At 68.5% G+C, this 12,507-nt stretch carries 8 protein-coding genes, 1 pseudogene and 1 riboswitch; of the genes and pseudogenes, 4 read left to right on the plus strand and 5 right to left on the minus strand.

The window, feature by feature from the left end:
• Nucleotides 1-134 precede the first annotated feature (134 nt).
• Complete coding sequence (locus CJ179_RS11545) at nucleotides 135-1,364, plus strand: CdaR family transcriptional regulator (protein WP_083395712.1); 1,230 nt, start codon at nucleotides 135-137, stop codon at nucleotides 1,362-1,364.
• Between the two features lie 22 nt (nucleotides 1,365-1,386).
• Here the strand turns inward: CJ179_RS11545 and CJ179_RS11550 are convergent, their stop codons facing one another.
• Together CJ179_RS11550 and CJ179_RS11555 are read right to left on the minus strand one after the other, a co-directional pair.
• Nucleotides 1,387-2,568: an acetyl-CoA C-acetyltransferase gene (locus CJ179_RS11550; RefSeq protein ID WP_095861571.1), complete on the minus strand. Its 1,182-nt coding sequence runs from the start codon at nucleotides 2,566-2,568 to the stop codon at nucleotides 1,387-1,389.
• A gap of 29 nt (nucleotides 2,569-2,597) precedes the next feature.
• Complete coding sequence (locus CJ179_RS11555; RefSeq protein WP_095861572.1) at nucleotides 2,598-3,740, minus strand: acyl-CoA dehydrogenase family protein; 1,143 nt, start codon at nucleotides 3,738-3,740, stop codon at nucleotides 2,598-2,600.
• A 101-nt stretch (nucleotides 3,741-3,841) separates the two neighbouring features.
• Between CJ179_RS11555 and CJ179_RS11560 the strand changes: the two genes are divergently transcribed.
• Nucleotides 3,842-4,426 (plus strand): TetR/AcrR family transcriptional regulator, encoded by a 585-nt coding sequence (locus tag CJ179_RS11560; protein WP_095861573.1) that lies wholly within the window; start codon nucleotides 3,842-3,844, stop codon nucleotides 4,424-4,426.
• A gap of 6 nt (nucleotides 4,427-4,432) precedes the next feature.
• Here CJ179_RS11560 and CJ179_RS11565 read toward each other — a convergent pair whose 3' ends face one another.
• Nucleotides 4,433-6,304, minus strand: a complete 1,872-nt coding sequence (locus CJ179_RS11565) for a GAF domain-containing protein (protein WP_179377564.1) — start codon at nucleotides 6,302-6,304, stop codon at nucleotides 4,433-4,435.
• Nucleotides 6,305-6,409: 105 nt separating this feature from the next.
• Here CJ179_RS11565 and CJ179_RS11570 point away from each other — a divergent pair, with 105 nt between their 5' ends.
• A complete protein-coding gene (locus CJ179_RS11570; protein WP_095861699.1) occupies nucleotides 6,410-7,786 on the plus strand; it encodes an FAD-binding oxidoreductase in 1,377 nt (458 codons plus the stop codon).
• 46 nt (nucleotides 7,787-7,832) lie between these two features.
• Here the strand turns inward: CJ179_RS11570 and metE are convergent, their stop codons facing one another.
• A complete protein-coding gene (metE, locus tag CJ179_RS11575; RefSeq protein ID WP_095861574.1) occupies nucleotides 7,833-10,094 on the minus strand; it encodes a 5-methyltetrahydropteroyltriglutamate--homocysteine S-methyltransferase in 2,262 nt (753 codons plus the stop codon).
• A 135-nt stretch (nucleotides 10,095-10,229) separates the two neighbouring features.
• A riboswitch (cobalamin riboswitch) is annotated at nucleotides 10,230-10,426 on the minus strand.
• A gap of 261 nt (nucleotides 10,427-10,687) precedes the next feature.
• Between metE and CJ179_RS11580 the strand changes: the two are divergent.
• Nucleotides 10,688-12,008: pseudogene (locus CJ179_RS11580) on the plus strand (MFS transporter).
• A 14-nt stretch (nucleotides 12,009-12,022) separates the two neighbouring features.
• Here the strand turns inward: CJ179_RS11580 and CJ179_RS11585 are convergent.
• The gene (locus CJ179_RS11585) at nucleotides 12,023-12,496 is read right to left on the minus strand and encodes an Lrp/AsnC family transcriptional regulator (protein ID WP_072946680.1); all 474 of its coding nucleotides are present in this window, start codon (nucleotides 12,494-12,496) and stop codon (nucleotides 12,023-12,025) included.
• Between the last annotated feature and the right edge of the window lie 11 nt (nucleotides 12,497-12,507).

The raw sequence follows: 12,507 nt of genomic DNA on the forward strand, positions 1-12,507 counted from the left end.
CCGTCACTTCATCGTGGTGCGACACCGAAGATGTTTGTGGTCGGCCCACAGTCCCCTGGTGGGAATGTTCCGAAGGTCTGAATTCGGGCTGTAGCCTGGCCACAGCGGGTGGACAGTATCGGAGGTCGTGGGGGATGACCACAGCACACGGCGCGATGCGGCCGTTCGACGACGCGGCGATCGATCTCGCGAAATGGGTGCACGACCGCCATCCGGAGATCGCGCGAGCCGCCACCGACGCGATCTGGGCGGAACTGCCGTCCTACCGCGCCACCGGACTGTACGACGATGTGGTCGCCCACGTCACCGCCGTATTCGGGGTGTTCACGACCAGCGTCATCGAACAACGGAATCCGCGCCTCGACGATTTCGCGTTCACGTCCGGGCACGCCTCGGAGCGCGTCGCGCACGGCATCTCCCTGATCGACTTCCTTCACGCGTTTCGCATCGGGCAGATCGTCCTCTGGTCGTATGTTCTCGAATTCGTCCGATCGACGGAGGGGCAGCAGGAAACGGCACTGAGCCTGGTCGAGCACCTCATGCGCACGATCGAGGCGGGCTGCTCCGCCGCCGCGACCACCTACCTGCAGGCGCAGCAATATCTCGTGGCCGACCAGGAGCGCATCGCACTCGACTGTCTCGAGGATCTGCTCGCGGGGAACGTGCCCGCCGTACCGGTCCGCCTGGAGGCGATGCGCCGGGCCGGGCTCGCGGACGGCGCCGGGTTCGTCGTCATCGTCTGCCGGGCAAGCTCGGAGGCGGACGACGCGGATCCGATCCTCGACGCACGCAGGGTGCTCTCCCGGCATCTGTCGGGGATGTTGGTGCCGTGGCGGCAGGAACTCGTCGGACTCGTCCCGCTCGAACGACTCAGCCCCGGCGCCCTGTCGCAGAAGGTCGCTCGCGCAGCCACCGACTTCGGGACGACCCGGACCACGGCGTCGATCGGTATCAGCTCGGCGCACCGCGGGTTCGACCAGACGGCCGAAGCGTTGCTGGAGGCTCAGGTCGCCTGCGACCACCTGGGAGGCCGGCGCGAGGTCCAGATCTTCGACGATCTCTCGCCGCTGGACTACCTGGTGCGGCGCGCGGACCCGACCGCGCGCCGACTCGTCGAGCCCCAGTTGCGCGCGTTCATCGCCGAAGACCTGTCGGCGGGCGCGATCTACATCGAGACGCTGACGGCGTACGTCGCCCACGACATGAACGCGAAGGAGGCCGCCTCCGCGCTACAGATCCACGTGAACACGATGTACTACCGGTTGGGTCGGATCGCCGAGCGCACCGGCAAGGACCTTCGGCGGGTGGAGGACGTCGTCAATCTCCTCCTCGCGGTCCGGATCGCGTCGACGGAGCCGCGCTGAGCGGTGCGGCCGCGATGCGAGATCAGGGGACGCGCAGGATCAGGGCGTCGCCCTGTCCGCCACCGCCGCAGAGGGCGACGGCGCCGGTGCCGCCTCCGCGGCGCTGCAACTCGAGCGCGAGGTGCAGGGTGATCCGGGCGCCGGACATTCCGATGGGGTGCCCGAGGGCGATGGCGCCGCCGTTGACGTTGACGCGTTCGGGGTCGACGCCGAGTTCGCGGGTGGACGCGATCCCGACCGCGGCGAACGCCTCGTTGATCTCGATCAGATCCAACGTGGTCGGTGAGATACCGGCTGCATCACAGGCTTTCGCGATCGCTCCGGACGGCTGGAACTGCAGTCCCGAATCCGGCCCGGCGACCATCCCGTGCTCGCCGATCTCAGCCAGCCACGTCAGGCCTTCCGCCTCGGCGCGCTCCTTGCTCATCACCACCACGGCGCAGGCGCCGTCGTTGATGGTCGACGCGTTGCCCGCGGTGACCGTGCCGCCGGCTCGGAATGCGCCCCGCAGCCGCGCCAGGGTTTCGGCGGTGGTGTCCGGCCGGATGCCTTCGTCGCGGCGCAGCCAGGTGCTCTCACCCTTGCGTGCGGGGATCTCGACGGGGACGACCTCGTCGTCGAAGACTCCGCTGTCCCACGCCTTCGCGGCGAGCTGGTGCGAGCGGGCGGCGAACGCGTCCTGGTCCTCGCGGGCGATGACGTCCCTGTCGTTGCCCGCCTCGGTGAGCAGTCCCATCGGCTGGTCGGTGAATGCGTCGTGCAATCCGTCGAGGGCCATGTGGTCGACGAGGGTGACGTCGCCGTACTTGAAACCGCCGCGCGAACCGGGCAGCAGGTGCGGTGCCTGGCTCATCGACTCCATGCCGCCGGCGACGATTACGTCGAACGCGCCGGACCGGATGAACTGGTCGGCGAGGATGATCGATTCGACCCCCGACAGGCACACCTTGTTGATGTTGAGCGACGGCGTGTTCATCGGGATGCCGGCCTTCGCGGCCGCCTGACGGGCGGGCATCTGCCCGGCGCCGGCGGTGAGGACCTGTCCCATGATGACGTACTGGACCCGGTCCGGGGCGACACCGGCCTTGCCGAGCGCCCCCTCGATGGCGATGGCGCCGAGGTCGGCGCCGGAGAATCCGGCGAGTGAGCCCTGCAGCCGGCCGATCGGGGTGCGGGCGCCGGCGACGATCACGGAGGTGGTCATGTGCGGAAGGCCTTTCGGGGGTGGGTTCGTCAGTTCGCGGCGAGGGTGCGGCTGATGACCAGTCGCTGAATCTGGTTGGTGCCCTCGAAGATCTGGGTGATCTTCGCTTCGCGCATGTACCGCTCGACGCGGAAGTCGCGGGTGTAGCCGTAACCGCCGAGGACCTGCACGGCGTCGGTGGTGACCTTCATGGCGGCGTCGGTGGCGACGAGCTTGGCGACGGACGCGTTGCGGGAGTACGGCAGGCCGGCGTCGCGGCGGCGGGCGGCGTCGATGTATGTGGCGCGCGCCGAGTCGACGGCGGCGGCCATGTCGGCGAGCAGGAACCCGAGGCCCTGGTGGTCGATGATCTTCTTGCCGAACGCGGTCCGTTCCTGGGCGTAGGCCACGGCCTCGTCGAGGGCCGCCTGCGCGAGTCCGACGGCGACGGCGGCGATGCCCAGCCGGCCGGAATCCAGTGCGCTGAACGCGATCTGCAGCCCCTGACCCTCCGCGCCGATGCGCCGCTCCACGGGCACGAAGGCGTCGTCGTAGTGCGCGGACGTGGTCGGCACGGCGTGCAGGCCCATCTTCTCCTCGGGCTTGCCGAACGTCAGTCCCTCGGTGTCCTTCGGGACCAGGAAGCAGGAGATCCCCTTCGAGCCCTCACCGGTGCGGGCGAAGAGGTTGTAGAAATCGGCGATGCCGCCGTGCGTGATCCAGGCCTTCGCGCCGTTGACGACGTACCCGCCGTCGGTCGCGGCGGCCTTGCAGGTCAGTGCGGCGGCGTCGGATCCGGCCTGCGGCTCGGACAGGCTGTAGGCGCCGACGGTGTTGCCGCCGAGCATGTCCGGGAGCCACTGCTGCTTCTGCTCGTCCGTGCCGAACGCCATCAGCGGGTGGCAGGCGAGGCTGTGGACGCTGACCGCCACCGCGACGGCGGCCCAGCGGGCGGCGATCTCCTCGAGCACCTGCAGGTACACCTCGTACGGCTGCGCGCCGCCGCCCCACTCCTCGGGGTACGGCAGGCTCAGCAGTCCGGCCTCGCCGAGGGTGGCGAACACGCCTTCGGGGTAGGTCTCCGACTTCTCGTGCTCGTCGACGATCGGCGTCAGGACCTTGTCGGCGACGTCGCGCGTGAGCTGGATCAGATCACGGGCTTCGTCAGTAGGCAGCAAACGATCGACGGCCACGGTGTCTCCTCGGGAAGGCTACGGAAAGCAGTACTGGATTACGGCCCAGAGTACTGATTGCGAAATAGTACTGCAAGGCACCTCCCAGTACTATTTCTGTCATGGAGCAGCCCACCCGACCCGGTTTCGCCACCCGACGGCGCACCCAGCTCTTCGACGCCCTCGTCGACCTCTTTCTGGTCGAGGGGTTCGCACACCTGACGCTCGACGAGATCGCGAACCGGCTGCGCTGCTCGAAGTCGACGCTGTACACCCTCGCCGGCAGCAAGGAGCAGCTGGTCCGGGCCGCCACGGTGCACTTCTTCCGCCGCGCGACCGAGGACGTCGAGTCGCGCATCGAGCCGATCGGCGGGGCCCGCGAGCGGATCACCGCGTACCTGTCGGCCGTCGGCAACGCACTCGCGGCCGCGTCCGACCAGTTCATGGCCGACCTCGACGCCTTCCCCCCGGCACGGGAGGTCTACGAACGGAACACGCAGTTCGCGGCCGGTCGGGTCCAGGAGTTGATCACCGAGGGCGTCGCCGCCGGCGACTTCCGCGACGTGCACGCCGCGTTCGCCGCCGACCTCGCCGCCACCATGATGGTCCGCATCCAGCAACGCGGGGTCCGCGACAGCACCGGGCTCGACGACGCGCACGCGTACGCCGAACTCGCCGCCATCCTCACGGGCGGCATCAGCGCCTGAGCCGGGTCACCGAGTTCGCGCGCCGAGTAGGTCCGCCGTTCTCCGCAACCGCATCAGCACCTGCAGGTCGAGTGCCTTGTCGGGGTCGCGCCAGTCCGGGCCGAGGAGGCGATCGATCGCGTCGAGGCGTTGATACAGGGTGTTGACGTGGACGCCGAGGCTCGACGCGGTCGCCGCGTGGTGACGGCCGTGCGCCAGATACTCCGACAGCGTTTCCAGCAGCGGCACCCCGCGTTTGGACTGCTCCGCCATCAACGGCCCCAGCTGGGCCTCCGTCAGTTCGTCGAGGTGCTCACGCGCCAGGTGGCTCAGCAGGATCCGGTAGATGCCCAGACCGCGCGCGGAGGAGACCTCCCCCGAGCGTCCGAGGGTGTCGAGCACGTCGACGGTCTGCTGCGCTTCGACGTACGCGTGGGCGAGCGCCTTCGCACCGCGCGCAGGTTCCGCGATACCGATCGTCGCGTCGAGCCGCCCGGAGGTGAACACCGCCTGGACGGACGCGGAGTTCTTGGCGGGGACGACGGCCAGTGCGCGGGAGCCGTGTTCCGCCGCAACGGTTCCAGGTGGGAGCGGCAAGTTTTCGAGGGCGGTGCGGATGGACGTGTCCGGCCCGGCGGCGGTCGCCACCGCGATGCAGTACGTCGTGTCGGGGTTCAGACCGGCCAACCGCAGTTGCCTGCGTTCGTCCTGCTCGGTGGCGGCCGGATGCGTCAGCAGGTCGACGAGAAACGCGTCCCGTGCGCGACGCATCGCCTCACCGGCCGCGCGTTCCTCGGCGAGCGACAGTGCGATCGCCGGTGCGGCCCGTTCGAGCAGCAGACGCGTGGTCGGCTGCTCCGCGCCCAGGGACAGCAGCGCGCCGAGCATCTCCCCGGCCGCCGCGACGCGTTGCGCCAGCACCCCGCGTCGTGCGATGTGGTCCTTCCCGCCTGCGCGCAACTCGCGGACCGCCGCCGTCACATCGTCCGCGTGCTGCATCAGTTCCACCGGCAGGGCAGATTCGTCCAGCACGAAATATGCCGGTTGCCGGGAGAGTTGAGCGACCTCTTGCACCAGGCGCTGCACTCCCGCGCCGAGTAGCACCACCTGGGTCAGCGTCCGGTCCCACTGCAGAATCTGCTCGAGTTCGTTCGTGCGCTGCGACAATTCGGCGTTCACCGCTTCGAGCCGTGCGAAAGTGTCTCGGTCGCGTTCCAGCGAGCGCACGTTCTCGATCGCGATCGCCGCATGCGCCGCCAGCGCCGACAACAGCGCGATCTCGGATTCGGTGAACGCCCGCTCCTGACGCTTGCACGCGAACAACGCACCGATGACGCGGTCGGCGACGCGGAGGGGGACCCCGAGCAGGCCGCGCATGTTCTCCGACCGCGCCGCGCTGTCGGCTCCCGTGATGTGCCGGAAGGCCGGTTCGCTCTGGTAGTCGGGGGTCCACTCCGGTGCGGACCGGCGGACGATCAGGCCCACGAGTCCTTCGTCCAGTGCCAGCCGGATGCCGACGAGATTCGGGGTCAGCGCCCCGCTGGTGACTTCGATGACGAATTCCTCGTCGTAGACCGATCCCATGTAGGCGAGATCCACCCCGAGCAGTTGCCGCGCCTGGTCGACCACCTCCTGCAGCAGCGCCCGGTCGTCGCGGACCGTCGTCAGCCGGACCGCGATGTCGTTGAGCGCCGCCAGTTCCCTGCTGCGCTGCCGGCGCTGGTCGAGCTGTGCCCGCAGCCGCAGCGCGGCGTTGGCCTCCCGTTCGACCGTCGCCCGGTCGGACGGGGTGGAGCCGTCGATCAGCGTGCGCCGGAGGGTCTCGAGTTCGTCGAGGGGTGCGTCGTCGAGCAGCAGTTCCATCCAGCCGCGATCGGCAGTGCTCACTGGCTTCTCCATCCATGGATTCCTGGATTTGATAGATGGAATCTACATTGGCCGAGATTCAGATCACAGCTACGTTTGAACCATCACCTTCTCGCCCGCAAAGGACTGGTTTTCGTCATGTTGATCGATGCATTGTTGGCAGTCCTTCCGGCGGATCGTGTCGTGCGCGACCCCGACGTCGTCGCCCGGTACCAGCACGACGAGGCGGAGTGGGCGCCGTACGCGGCGCCGCTCGCCGTCGTCCGGCCCCGAACGGCGCTCGAAGTCCAGGCCGTCGTGCGCGCCTGCCTCGAGCACGACACCGCCGTCGTCACGCGGGGCGCCGGCACCGGCCTGTCCGGCGGGGCGAACGCGACCGACGGCTGCGTCGTCCTCGCGCTCGAGGGTATGAACGCGATCAAGGAGATCGATCCCCTCGAGCGGTACGCCGTCGTCGAACCCGGCGTGGTGAACGATCATCTCCGGGCCGCCTGCGCCGAACACGGACTCTGGTATCCGCCGGACCCGGCCAGCGCGCCGTGGTCGACGATCGGAGGGAACGTCGCCACCAATGCGGGCGGACTGTGCTGCGTCAAGTACGGCGTCACCCGTGACTACGTGCTCGGAATGCAGATCGTCACCGGCACAGGTGAACTCGTGCGCCTCGGACGCAAGACCGCCAAGGGGGTGGCCGGCTACGACCTGGCGGGTCTGATGGTCGGGTCCGAAGGAACGCTCGGCGTCATCACCGAAATCACGGTCAAGTTGCGCCCGCTGCAAGACCCGCAGCGCACGGTGGCCGGCTACTTCGATTCCATCGTCGACGCGGGCCGGGCCGTCAGCGCGGTGGCCGCGGCGGGGCTCACCCCGTCGGCGCTCGAATTGGTGGACAGGCAGTGCCTCATCGCCGTCGATGCGTGGAAGAAGATGGGACTGTCGGTGGAGGCGAACGTCGTTCTCCTCGGCCGCATCGACACCGCGGGCGTCATCGGCGACCAGGAGGCGGAGAAGATGCTGTCGTGCTTCGACGAGGCCGGAGCCACGTGGTCTGCCGTGTCCACCGACCAGGAGGAGGCGGATGCGTTGTTCGCCGCGCGCCGCCTGGCCTACCCGGCGATGGAGCGGCTCGGACCGGTTCTCACCGAAGACGTGTGCATTCCGAAACGGGCTGTCCCCGAGATGCTTGCACGCATCGAGCAGATCGGCATCGCCCACGAGACCACGATCGCCAACATCGCACACGCCGGCGACGGAAACCTGCACCCGCTGCTCATCACACCCCGCGACGACGAGCCTGCCCGCGCCCGCGCGCAGGCGGCATTCGCGGAAATCATCGACGCCGCGCTCGAACTCGGCGGCACCGTCACCGGCGAACACGGTGTCGGTCTGCTGAAGATGGAAGGTCTTGCCCAGGAACTCGATCCGGTCGTGCTGGACATGCACCGATCGGTGAAGAACGCCCTCGATCCCCACGGAATCCTGAACCCGGGGAAGGTCTTTGCCCCGGGCCCGTGAGTACTTGTTAACCGCCGGCGGTTAACAAGTACTCACAGGGGGTGTGTCAGAGGCCGGCGCGGACCAGCTTCGCGGCGTCGACGAGGTTACGCAGCGACGCCTCCACCTCCACCGGACCGCGGGTCTTCAATCCGCAGTCCGGGTTGACCCACAACCGTTCCGCCGGAACCGCTTCGAGCGCCTCCTTCAGCGAGGCTGCGATCTCCTCCACGCTCGGCACGCGCGGGGAGTGGATGTCGTAGACACCCGGGCCGACGCCGAGATCGAACCCGACGGCGTTCAGGTCACCCAGGACCTCCATGTGCGAGCGGGCCGCCTCGATCGACGTCACATCCGCGTCCAGGTTCGCGATGGCGTCGATGACCTCACCGAACTCCGAGTAGCACAGGTGGGTGTGGATCTGCGTCGAGTCCGCGACCCCCGAGGTCGCGAGCCGGAACGCCCCCACGGACCAGTCCAGGTAGGCGGTCTGCTCGGCTGCCCGCAGCGGCAGGAGTTCGCGCAGTGCGGGCTCGTCGACCTGGACGATCCGGATCCCGGCGCCCTGCAGGTCCACCGTCTCGTCGCGGATGGCGAGCGCCACCTGGTTCGCCGAGTCCGCCAGCGGCTGGTCGTCGCGCACGAACGACCACGCCAGGATGGTCACCGGACCGGTGAGCATGCCTTTGACCGGGCGCTGGGTGAGGGACTGGGCGTAGGTGATCCAGCTGACGGTCATCGGGTTCGGACGGCGCACGTCGCCGTAGAGGATCGGCGGACGGACGCACCGGGACCCGTACGACTGCACCCAGCCGCTCTCGGTGGCGAAGAACCCGTCCAACTGCTCGGCGAAGTACTGCACCATGTCGTTGCGTTCCGGCTCGCCGTGCACGAGGACGTCGAGGCCCAGTTCCTCTTGCAGCGCAACGACATCGGCGATCTCGGCGCGCATCCGGGTCAGGTACTCGGCGTCGTCGATCTCACCCTTGCGCAGCGCGGCTCGCGCCACCCGGATCGCGGTGGTCTGCGGGTAGGAGCCGATGGTGGTGGTCGGCAGCAGCGGCAACTCCAGTGCGGCCTGGGCCGGGCGTCGCTGATCAGCCGGGGAGCGGCCGGGGTCGGAGGACAGGATCGTCTCCAGCCGGGCGCGGATTGCGTTGTCGCGCAGCCGCGGGTCGGTGGTGCGGGTCGAGGCCGCCGCCCGGGCCAGCGCGAACTCCTCGTCCACCGTCTCCCGGCCCTCGGTGAGCGCGGTGGCCAGCGTGACCACCTCGCGGACCTTCTCGGTGCCGAACGCCAGCCACGACCGCAGGGCCTTGTCCACGTTCTTCTCGGCACGCAGGGTGTACGGGACGTGCAGCAGCGAGCAGGAGGTGGACACCGCCAGCGATCCGGTGCTGCCGAGCAGGGTGCCGAGGGTGGTCAGGGCGTTCTCGAGGTCGGTGCGCCAGATGTTGCGCCCGTCCACGACACCGGCGACGACGTGCTTGCGGGTCAGCTCGGGAACCGCGGCGAGGGTGTCGGATCCGGCGACCAGATCGACGGCGATGCCCTCGACCCCGGTCGAAGCGATCGCGGGCAGGGCGTCGCCGAGGCTGCCGAAGTAGGACGCCAGCAGGATCGCGGGACGGGTTTCGACGGCGGACAGCTGGTCGTAGACGCGCTTGGCGGTGGCGATCTCCTCCGGGGTGTGGTCGGCGACCAGGGCCGGTTCGTCGATCTGCACCCACTCGGCGCCGGCGTCGTGGAGCTGGGTCAGCAGATCCGCATACAACGGCACCAGCTCGTCGATCCGGTCCAGCAGCGGCGCGTCCGAGCCGACGGCCTTCGACAGCAGCAGGAACGTCACCGGACCCACGATCACCGGGCGGGCCGCGATGCCGAGTTCGAGGGCCTCACCGAGTTCGTCGAGCACCTTCGACGCATGCAGGGTGAACGTGGTGGACGGGGTGATTTCGGGGACCAGGTAGTGGTAGTTGGTGTCGAACCACTTCGTCATCTCCAGCGGGGTGACGCTGTCGGTGCCGCGGGCAGCGGCGAAGTACCGGTCGAGGTGGTCGTCGATGCCGGCGACACGGTCGGGCAGGGCGCCGAGCAGGACGGCGGTGTCGAGGACCTGGTCGTAGTACGAGAACGTGTTGACCGGGATCGAATCGAGCCCGGCATCGCGCAGGTCGGTCCAGTTCTGCCGGCGCAGGTCGGCGCCGACCGCGGCCAGGGCGGCGGCGTCGGCGCGGCCTGCCCAGTACGCCTCGACGGCCTTCTTGAGTTCGCGGTTCCGACCGATACGCGGTGATCCCAGTACGGTCGCGGTGAAGAGGGTGGTCACGGTGTTTCTCCAGTTGCATGCAGGGAAGGACCACCACCGGCAGAAACGAGTACACCTCTCGAGCCCGAGACAAAGCATGCTGCGACACGAGAAGGCCTACACGCCCATTCCCCGAGGCGGTGGACCGTCGGGCACGGCGTGCCCGACACAGTCGGCAGGTCTTCGGACTCGCGGGCACCCGGTGGCATCCACCGGACCTAGTGGCCGTCGCTTCCCAGGCAAAATGCCCAGTGCATGATGACGGCGGTCGTTCCCACTCACCGCTGCGGGACAGTCCCGGATTCTCACCGGGTTCCCTCTCACACCCCGAGACCCCCGGAGGGATTCGCGGTGCTTCGACGCCTGGTGCGGTCTTCGGGGCTCCTCATGACCGTGCCGGGCGAACCAGCTGCACCGGTCAGCATAGGGGACAACCCCGTCCGGGTGGGACACCACACCGGCTTCCGGGGGAGACGTTCGGCTGAGGATCCCTCCATTCATCGCGGTGTCGCATGTGTGGTTTCTCCATAGTTTCGAGCCGATCCGGCTCATACAGTGGTCCACGTCACGTCGCCCGGTCGGGCGCGCCCACTCTTCAGGAAGCCGAGACATTCATGTCGCCTGTACTGCAGAAACCCGAGATCGAGGCGAGGGTGGTCCGGAAGGTCGCCCGGCGGCTCATCCCGTTCCTCGGCCTGGCCTATTTCGTCAACTACCTCGACCGGACCAATATCGGGCTGGCGAAGTTGACCATGAGCGCGGATGGCCTCCGGGCTGTTCTTCATCGGGTATCTCCTGTTCGAGGTGCCGAGCAATCTCGCGCTGCACAGGTTCGGGGCACGCCGCTGGATCGCCCGGATCATGCTCACGTGGGGGATCATCGCGGCCGCCATGGCCTTCGTGCCCAATGTCGGATCGTTGTACGGGTTGCGCATGCTGCTGGGTATCGCCGAGGCCGGCTTCTTCCCGGGCGTCCTGCTCTACCTGACCCTGTGGTTTCCCCGCGCCTACCGGGTCCGGCTGATGGGCCTGTTCCTTCTCGCGCTCCCGGTGTCGTCGGCGCTCGGGGCACCGTTGTCGAGCGCCATCATCCAATACTGGGACGGCCTGTTCGGACTGTCCGGCTGGCGCGTGATGTTCCTGATCGAGGGGATACCCGCCGTACTGCTCGCGGTGGTCACCTGGTTCTACCTCACGGACCGGCCGTCGCAGGCCACGTGGCTGGATGAGGACGAAAAGGTGTGGCTCACTCGCGAACTCGAATCCGAGGCTTTGGAATCCGGTTCCCACGGGTCGGTGCGCCGGGCGCTGACGGATTCCCGCGTGTGGATGCTGGGCCTCGTCTACTTCGGGATCACCTACGGGCTGTACTCGCTCAGTTTCTTCCTGCCCAGCATCGTCGCCGGTTTCAAGAAGACGTTCGCCACCGATTTCTCGCTGTTCACCACCGGGTTGATCGTCGCGGTTCCGTTCGCGGTCGGCGCCGTCGCAATGGTGTTGTGGAGCAGGCACTCCGACCGGACGGGTGAGCGGATCTGGCACGTCGCCGTCCCCACCCTGATTGGAGCCGTCTCCATCCCGGTCGCCCTGTACATGCAGTCGCCGCTCACGACGATGATCGCGGTCACCGTCAACGCGGTCGGTGTGTTCTGCGCACTGCCCGTGTTCTGGTACCTGCCCAGCACATTCCTGACCGGTGCCGGCGCCGCGGCAGGCATCGCCGTCGTGAACTCGGTGGGCAACCTGAGTGGTTTCGGGGCCCCGTACGTCACCGGGTGGCTGTTCGACGCCACCGGGAACTCGCGCGCCGGCCTGTGGGTCGTGGGGGCGGTCATGCTCGTCGCCGTGATGCTGGTTCTCATCCTCAGATCCCGGGTAAGTGCCACGCGCAGTACCGAAGACGCCGATACCCGCGTGGTCACCGCGAGTCGTTGAGCATGCGCCCGGGGTCAGCGCTCCTCGGCGATCCGCTCGAGCAGTGGGCGGGTCCGGTAGGGGATGGCGTCACGCATGGCGACGGACACCGTGGTGCGCTCGATCCCGGGCACGGCGAGGATGAGGCCGGCGACGCGGTACAGGTCGTCGGCATCGACGGCGACCACGCCGATGTGCAGGTCTGCCGCTCCGGAGATGCCGACGACCTCGACGACCTCGGCGATGTCCCGCAGGTGTTCGATGACGTCCTCGAGGCGGTGCTGGTCGACCACCGCGGTGACGAACGCCTGCAGGGGGTATCCCAGGTCGCGGGGTGACACGCAGCGGTCCACGGGCGCGAGCACGCGCTGCTCCTCCCAGCGAGACATTCGTGCCTGCACGGTATTCCGTGCCATCCCCAGCAGGGTCGCCAGTTGGACGCCGGTTGCGCGGGGGGCGTCGCACAGGGCGAGTAGCAGGCGGGCATCGGTTCGGTCGAGTCTCGTCATGTAGCGCAGTA

Source organism: Rhodococcus sp. ACS1 (assembly GCF_002300155.1).
Classification (GTDB): domain Bacteria; phylum Actinomycetota; class Actinomycetes; order Mycobacteriales; family Mycobacteriaceae; genus Rhodococcus_F; species Rhodococcus_F koreensis.